The following is a 6,928-nucleotide window of genomic DNA, read 5'->3' as shown; positions in this document are numbered from 1 at the left end:
GGCCGGGAGTCGCGGGTCGGCCGGCTGAGGCCCGGCCGGCGCGTCTGCCGGGGCCGGGGAGCCCGCCGAGTCCGCCGAAGGCGCCGCCCCGGGCGCCCCCGACGGCGGCGGCGTGACCCGCGCCTGCTCCCGCAGGGCCTCCGTGACCGCTCCCGGCAGCCAGGTGTTGTCGTCGCCGGGCGTGTGCGCCAGCTCCGTCACCAGCGCCGTGACGGACGGCCGCGCCTCCGGCTCCTTCGCGAGGCAGCGGCTCACCACGTCCCGCAGGACCGGCGGCAGGGCGCCCAGGTCCGGCTGCTCGTGCACGATCCGGTAGTTGAGGGCCTGGAAGGACCCCGTACCGAACGGCCCGCTGCCGGTCGCCGTGTACACGAGGACCGCGCCCAGGGCGAACACGTCCGTCGCCGGTCCGATGTTCCGCCCGCCCGTGAGCTGCTCGGGCGACATGAAACCGGGCGTGCCGATGACCATGCCGGTCTGCGTCAGCACGCTCGCCTCGGCGGCGACGGAGATGCCGAAATCGATGACGCGCGGGCCGTCCTGGGCCAGCAGCACATTGGAGGGCTTGAGGTCCCGGTGGACCACCCCGGCCGTGTGGATGGCCTCCAGCGCCTCCGCCAGCCCGGCGGCCAGCGCGAGCACACCGCGCTCCGGCCAGGGCCCGTGCACCTCGACGGCGTCCCCGAGCGGCAGGCCCGGGACGTACTCGGTGGCGAGCCAGGCGGGGGAGCCCTCGGGGTCAGCGTCGACGACCCCGGCGGTGAAGAAGCCGGTGACGCGCCGCGCGGTGGCCACCTCGCGGGCGAACCGCCGCCGGAAGCCCGGGTCCTGGGCGAGTTCGGAGCGCACGACCTTCACGGCGACGTTGCGGCCGCCGGGCGAACGGCCCAGGAACACCTGGCCCATGCCACCCGCACCGAGCCGGGCCACGATCCGGTACCGGCCCACCTGCCGCGGATCCCCTGCCTCCAGCGCCGTGAACACCGACCCGTCCCCCTCTGCGTCCGGCCGTGGCCGATCTCGTCCGACAACCCCCGCACCATAGCGCGGGTGTGCGACGTGACCTCGGGGAACTGCGGTACGGAGCAGCAGTGTTCAGCGGACTCCCGGCCTCAGCCCCGGTTGGACCATCCCCGCGTGCAGAGCACCAGCCGGTAGCCGTCCGGGTCCTCGACGGTGACACCCCACTGGTTCCAGTACGGGTTCGGGGACTCGACCCGCCTGCCGCCGTGCTCCTCCAGCCGGGCGATCAGTTCGCCGGGCACGGGCCCGTCCAGATAGACGACGAGCAGGTCCTCCTCGGTGGGCGCCGGGACGACCGGCCGGGCCGCCTCGTGGACGAGTTCGAGGTGCCAGGAGGCGTCCGGATGCCCCACCATCAGCAGATCGTGCTCGCCGGGCGTGCCCCCGGACTCGGTCCGCCACAGCACGCTCAGCCCCAGACCCCGGACCCAGAACCGCTCGGCAGCGCCCAGATCCCGCGACGGCCGCGCGACCCGTACATGACTGTCTCCAGCGAACGTCACAGCCCCGACCCCTTCAGCTTCGACAACCGGCTACGGAAGGGAGGTTAGGCTCCGGCACCCGCGAGCACATCGGCCTCCGGTCCTGGTCCCCGCGACCGATCGCACCGGTAGGGGCCGCCGATGCCCCACTCCTCGTACAGGGCGGTGGCGAAGGCCGCCGCCAGCTTGTGCTCACCGGAGGTGTTCGGATGGGTGCCGTCATAGGTGTCCGTGCGGAGGTCGTACGAGGGCGGGGGCGGTGCCAGCACCCAGGGGGACGCGGACGTGCTGAGCCCGGCGACGGCCTGCGCGAGGAGCAGGTTGAAGCGGGCGCACTCCGCCGCGAAGGAGGGGTCCTTCGTCGCCCGCGCATTGGGAATCACCGGCAGCAGAACGGCACGGATGCGCGGGTTGGCCGCCCGCGCACCCGCGACGAAGGCCCGGACGTTCACCACGGTCTGGTCACTGTTGGTGTAGAAACCGAGGTCGATCAGCCCCAGGGACACCAGCAGCACGTCCGCGCCCGTGGCCGCCACCGTGTCCTCGATGAGCGGCGCCATGTGCAGCCACCCCTCGCCCCAGCCCGCGAGATGTGCCCGCGCCTCCGCCGGGAAGGCCGGGTCGGCGTAGGCGCAGGAGACCGGGGCGTCGGCCCCGGGGTCGTACAGCGCCGTACGCGGCCCGACGACGCTGTACGCGCCCGGGCCGAGGGTCGTGTCCAGGTGCCGCCACATCCGGTGGCGCCAGGTGTGCTCGCCCGCGCTGCCGATGGTCATCGAGTCGCCCACGTACAGGAAGGAGGGCCGGGTGAGGGGGCGTATCGGGGGCATGCAGAGCATCATGGCCGGTCACGGGTCCGGATCGCCACGTGACCATGGACACTGGGGAGCATGCCTTCTCTGCCGCGCCCGGTCGCCGTCGCCGCCCTCGCCGCGCTGTGCGCGGTCGCCGGACCGGTGGCCGTGCCCGCCCACGCCGACGACGCCGACGGGTTCACGTTCCGGGACCCGCGCATCACCGAGTCCAGCGGCCTGGCCGCGAGCCGCGCCCACCCGGGGGTGTACTGGACGCACAACGACCAGGACGAGCCGAGGGTCTTCGCGGTCGACGGGCGTACCGGCGAGACGGTCGCGACCGTCACCCTGCGCGGCGTCGGCAAGCCCCGCGACATGGAGGCGATCTCCGTCGGCCCGGACGGCGACGTCTACGTGGGTGACATCGGCGACAACCTCGGCGGCGGCTGGAGCCACGTCTGGATCTACCGCTTCCCCGAGCCGAAGGACCTGCGGGACCAGACTGTCGACGCGGTCCAGTACACGGTGACGTACGAGGACGGGGCGCGGGACGCGGAGGCGCTGATGGTGCACCCGAAGACCGGCCGTGTCTACATCGCGTCGAAGAACGAGGACGGCGGCGGGCTGTACGAGGCACCGGAGAAGCTGTCCGCGCAGGGGAAGAACGTCTTCCGCCGGATCGACGAGGTCCCCTGGGTCACGGACGGCGCGTTCTCCCCGGACGGCACCCGCCTGGTCCTGCGTGGCTACTTCTTCGCCCGGGCGTACGAGTGGATCCCGGCTGGCCGACTGGGCGCCGACGAGCGGGTACGGGGCCCGATCCAGCCGCAGTCGGAGGGCGTGACGTACAGCCTGGACGGCTCGTCCCTGCTGTTCAGCACGGAGGGACCGGGGACCAGGGTGACCGGCGTCCCGGTGGAGGGCACGCCCGCGGCCCCCTCGCCGACCGCGGCGGCCGGCAGCACGGGCGGCTCGGGCGCGTCGGCCGGGACGGACGGCTCCGCCGGGTCCGGCAGCACGGGCCTGACCCTCGGCGCCGTGGCCCTGGCGGCGGCGGTGCTGTTCGGCGCCCGGCGGCTGCGGCGGGGCGGGCGGGGGGACGGGTAGCCAAGGGCTGTGCTCGCCCGTGCTCCGCGAGGCCCCGCCGGTCAGCCGAACAGCCCGGCGGCCGGGCACTCGATGATGTCGCCGTCGTGCAGGATCACCAGCGTGCCGATCACGCGGGTTGCGGGTGCCGCCGCGGAGAAGAGCCGGTCGAAGGGGGCGGCGGCGAGGAACGGATCGGGCAGCACACCGATGTCGAACCTGGCCGGGAGCAACCGCGGCGCACCCGGCGTCGGCGCAGGCTCCGGCTGAAGGCCGCTCTCCCGGGAGCTCACCGGGACGGGCGGACGCGCAAGGTCCACCTGGTCCGCTGACCGTACGTGCCGACTGCCGACGGTGTTCATCCTGACCCCGGGCCAGGCCGCGGACAGCCCGCGGTTCGTCCCCGTCCCGGGCGAGGTGCGGTCCGCGGGCGTTCGGCCGCCCCCACTTCACCCGCGTGGCCCGATGATCCGGGTCGAAGACCTCACCAGGACCGCTCAATGATCGAAGCTCGGCTGCTGACCCGCCGGTGACCAGGGAGCGGAGCACAAATGGGCGACGCTGTGTCGGTCACGGCCCTCCGGCGGCCCGCCGACCGCCTTGCCCACCGCGACCATGGATACGATCGCCCACCCCGGGTTCGGGTCCAGCTCCTTGGTGAGCCCGTCCAGGTCGAAGGCCCGGAACTGGTGCGCGGCCAGCCCCATGGCCTGGGCCTGAACAGTCATGTGGGCGATGGCTTGGCCGAGGTCGTAGTCCGCGAACTCGGAGTAGAGCAGCCGGGTGTCATCGACGTGCCGCCGCGTCAGGGTGACGACGAGCAGACTCGCGTCAGTCGCCCAGCGGGCCGAACTCGGCGCAAGGTGAGGGAGAACACGGTCGTGCTCCGGCTCACCGGGCCTGCTGGTGAAGAAGCCCCACGGCTGGGAGTTCCCCGCCGACGGCGCCCATCGCGCGGCTTCCAGCAGCAGTCCGAGGGTGTGGTCGTCGACGACCTCGGAGGGATCGAACCGGGAGGGGCTGAAACGTCCTGCGAGCAGTGGGTGTATGCCGGTGGGCGGTTCCTGAGGAGGGTGCACGTCCCGCTGCAACCCGGCGACCGCGAGTGCGTATTCCTGTTGGCCGAGAGCACCTCCCACGCCAGACCGTCCACCGCATCGAGGATCCACGCCCTGGCGGACCTGCGGATCACGGCTCGATACCTGCCCTGGACAGGGGCGGCCAACGGGCGGCCCGTCAGCACGGATCAGCCGAAGCACCGTTCTCCGGCCCGGTTCCGGGGGCGCTCTGGGCCACCCGCCTCGCCCACCTGAGGGATGGGGCGCGGGACGGGCACCCGCCCGTCTCTGGCGGCACCGAGGCGTGGAGGAGGAAGAGGCGGACCCGTGAAGGGGGACACGGGTCCGCCTGCCCGGCCCGGGGTGGTCGGGGTTCCGCTTTCGGGCCGGGGGCTCAGGGGCGTACCGCGGGGGCGGTTACCGCTTGCACTCCTTCCAGGCCAGGTTGTAGATGGTCTTGATGTCGCCGTCCGTGGAGTCCATGGTGATGAAGCTGTTGGTCTTCCTCGGGTCGGAGGTGCCCGCGCTGACCCGCAGCTCGGTGTTGATGTTGAAGTTCCGCTTCACTCCGCAGGGCGCCCAGACGAGCTGGCCCCACTCGGTCTCGTCGGTCACCCGCCAGTTGTCGTCGAGTGCTCCGTAGAACCGGTGTGTGGCGGCCGCGGTGTCGGGCGATCCCTGGAAGTAGTACGACGCCTTCTGGATCGCGCTCGCACCCTTCTCCAGGTGCGCGAAACCGCGGTAGTCGGCGCTGGCGACCGCGTACGTGAAGCCGTGCGGGACGTGCACGATCAGGTTGAGCTGGCAGTTCTTGCGGAAGTCGGTCGGCTTGGAGCCGAGGCCGACCTGGGCGAGGTACTCGCTGTAGGTGACGGTGAAGGCGGTGTTGTCGGGGGCGACGGCGACGGCGGCCGTACCCGCGGGGCAGCCCGAGCCGTTGACCGTGGCGACCTCGATGACGATCTTGTCCGGCGGGGCGACGATACCGCTGGCGTCGCTGGGGGCGGCGTCGGCGGTGGGGGAGAGCAGAGCGGCGGCGAGGAGCGCGACGCCGCCGGTGGAGGCAAGGGTCAGCCCTCGGCGGTTTCTTCTGGAGGTGTTCGTGGACTGGGACATGGGACTCCGTTCGGTTGTCGGTCGAAGTGGGGGGTCCAACCGAGATGGTCGTGCGCATGTCAAACATTCAACCGGTTCGAGATGTTCTGTCCGGCCGGTGAACGCTTCGGATCGTAGGGACGCCGGGTGGGGCTGGATAGGTCGGGAATCGGCCGTGCGGCGCGAAGCGGGGACACGGAGAGGGCCCGGCCGCCGTGCGGGTGCGGCAGCCGGGCCCTCAGGTGTGGAGGTCAGGGACGGTTACAGGCGCTCGATCACGTAGTCGACGCACCCCGTCAGCGCCTCGACGTCCGCCGGGTCGATGGCCGGGAACATGGCGATGCGCAGCTGGTTGCGGCCGAGCTTGCGATAGGGCTCGGTGTCGACGATGCCGTTGGCGCGCAGGGCCTTGGCGACGGCCGCCGCGTCGACCTCGTCCGCGAAGTCGATCGTGCCGATGACCTGGGACCGCTTGGCCGGGTCCGTGACGAACGGCGTGGCGTACTTGGAGCCCTCGGCCCACCCGTACAGGCGGCTCGACGAGTCCTTGGTGCGGCTGACGGCCCAGTCGAGGCCCCCCTGGCCGTTGATCCACTTCAGCTGCTCGTTCAGCAGGAAGAGCGTGGCGAGGGCGGGGGTGTTGTACGTCTGGTTCTTGAGGCTGTTGTCGATCGCGGTCGGCAGCGAGAAGAACTCCGGGACGTGGCGGCCCGAGGCGTGCACGGCCCGCGCCCGCTCCAGGGCGGCGGGCGAGAACACGCCGATCCACAGGCCGCCGTCGGCGGCGAAGGACTTCTGCGGGGCGAAGTAGTAGACGTCCGTCTCGGCGATGTCGACCGGCAGACCGCCCGCGCCGGACGTGGCGTCCACCAGCACCAGCGCGTCCTCGTCGGCGCCCGCGACCCGCTTGATCGGGGCGGCGACACCGGTGGAGGTCTCGTTGTGGGTGAAGGCGTACACGTCGACGCCCGCCTCGGCCTGCGGCTCCGGGTGGGTGCCGGGCTCGGAGGAGATCACGGTCGGCTCGGCCAGCCAGGGCGCGAGCTTGGCGGCCTTGGCGAACTTGGACGAGAACTCGCCGAAGGACAGGTGCTGCGACCTGGACTCGATGAGCCCGTGGGTCGCGACGTCCCAGAACGCGGTGGAGCCGCCGTTGCCGAGGATCACCTCGTACCCGTCGGGGAGGGAGAAGAGGGACCGTACGCCCTCCCGCACCTCGCCCACCAGGTTCTTGACCGGGGCCTGGCGGTGGGACGTGCCCATCAGGGACGTGCCGGTGGCGGCCAGGGCGTCCAGCGCCTCCGTACGCACCTTGGAGGGGCCCGCGCCGAAACGGCCGTCGGCGGGCTTGATGTCAGCGGGAATCCGGATCTCAGCCACAGGCGGAGCC

8 protein-coding genes are annotated in these 6,928 nt (G+C 72.3%); 1 reads left to right on the top strand and 7 read right to left on the bottom strand.

The window, feature by feature from the left end:
• From I3F58_RS26275 to I3F58_RS26265, 3 genes are all read right to left on the bottom strand, one after another.
• On the bottom strand, positions 1-984 hold a 984-nt coding region (locus I3F58_RS26275), incomplete at its 3' end, for a serine/threonine-protein kinase (RefSeq protein ID WP_240111182.1).
• A 128-nt stretch (positions 985-1,112) separates the two neighbouring features.
• Positions 1,113-1,526 (bottom strand): VOC family protein, encoded by a 414-nt coding sequence (locus I3F58_RS26270; protein ID WP_240111181.1) that lies wholly within the window; start codon positions 1,524-1,526, stop codon positions 1,113-1,115.
• A gap of 44 nt (positions 1,527-1,570) precedes the next feature.
• Entirely contained in the window at positions 1,571-2,335 is a 765-nt protein-coding gene (locus tag I3F58_RS26265; RefSeq protein WP_240111180.1) for a GDSL-type esterase/lipase family protein, read from the bottom strand.
• Positions 2,336-2,395: 60 nt separating this feature from the next.
• Between I3F58_RS26265 and I3F58_RS26260 the strand changes: the two genes are divergently transcribed.
• Positions 2,396-3,406, top strand: coding sequence for a WD40 repeat domain-containing protein (locus I3F58_RS26260; protein ID WP_240111179.1), 1,011 nt, complete (start codon positions 2,396-2,398; stop codon positions 3,404-3,406).
• Between the two features lie 41 nt (positions 3,407-3,447).
• On the opposite strand, the gene I3F58_RS26255 is transcribed toward I3F58_RS26260, so the two are convergent.
• The 4 genes from I3F58_RS26255 to serC all read right to left on the bottom strand — a co-directional run bounded on the left by I3F58_RS26255 (position 3,448) and on the right by serC (position 6,918).
• Entirely contained in the window at positions 3,448-3,618 is a 171-nt protein-coding gene (locus I3F58_RS26255; protein ID WP_240111187.1) for a hypothetical protein, read from the bottom strand.
• 264 nt (positions 3,619-3,882) lie between these two features.
• The gene (locus tag I3F58_RS26245; RefSeq protein ID WP_240111186.1) at positions 3,883-4,464 is read right to left on the bottom strand and encodes a nitroreductase family protein; all 582 of its coding nucleotides are present in this window, start codon (positions 4,462-4,464) and stop codon (positions 3,883-3,885) included.
• Between the two features lie 396 nt (positions 4,465-4,860).
• Positions 4,861-5,559 (bottom strand): DUF4360 domain-containing protein, encoded by a 699-nt coding sequence (locus I3F58_RS26240; RefSeq protein WP_240111178.1) that lies wholly within the window; start codon positions 5,557-5,559, stop codon positions 4,861-4,863.
• A gap of 240 nt (positions 5,560-5,799) precedes the next feature.
• A complete protein-coding gene (gene serC, locus I3F58_RS26235; RefSeq protein WP_240111177.1) occupies positions 5,800-6,918 on the bottom strand; it encodes a phosphoserine transaminase in 1,119 nt (372 codons plus the stop codon).
• Between the last annotated feature and the right edge of the window lie 10 nt (positions 6,919-6,928).

The sequence above is a fragment of the Streptomyces sp. MUM 203J genome (assembly GCF_022414595.1).
Classification (GTDB): domain Bacteria; phylum Actinomycetota; class Actinomycetes; order Streptomycetales; family Streptomycetaceae; genus Streptomyces.
The sequence above is the reverse complement of the archived record's forward strand: the minus strand, read 5'-3'. Positions and strand labels throughout refer to the sequence as shown.